This is a genomic window from Methylobacterium sp. A54F, assembly GCF_053346035.1.
Genome location: NZ_JBKFBF010000076.1, coordinates 1 through 336, shown reverse-complemented (window position 1 = coordinate 336; position 336 = coordinate 1). Strand labels below are relative to the sequence as shown.

1 protein-coding gene is annotated in these 336 nt (G+C 75.3%); it reads right to left on the bottom strand.

The window, feature by feature from the left end:
• A partial coding sequence (locus ACLBXP_RS25400; protein ID WP_447670608.1) for a hypothetical protein occupies positions 1-336 on the bottom strand: 336 nt, incomplete at both ends.

Below are 336 nucleotides of genomic sequence, written 5' to 3'. Positions count from 1 at the left end.
AGATCTTGAGGGGCACGCTGCCGTCCGGCGCCGCCTCGCCGGTGACCGCGCGGAACGGGACGCCGCCGCTCGCGCCCTCGATCCGCCACGGCCCGGCGAGGGCCGGCGCCTGGGCGGCGAGGTTCTCGGCCGCGAGCTGGTCGGTGCGGCCCGTGGCGGGCACGGTCGTGGTGAGGAGGAACTGCTGGACGTGCAGCCCGTCGATGGCGAGGTCGGGGCCGGCGAGGTTCTCGGACAGGCCCGGCGGCAGCACCAGGGCCTGCGCGTCGGTGATCGGCAGCCGCAATTCGGCGCGGCCGATCCGGGTTTCGGTGAAGCGGATCTCGCCCTTCAGCA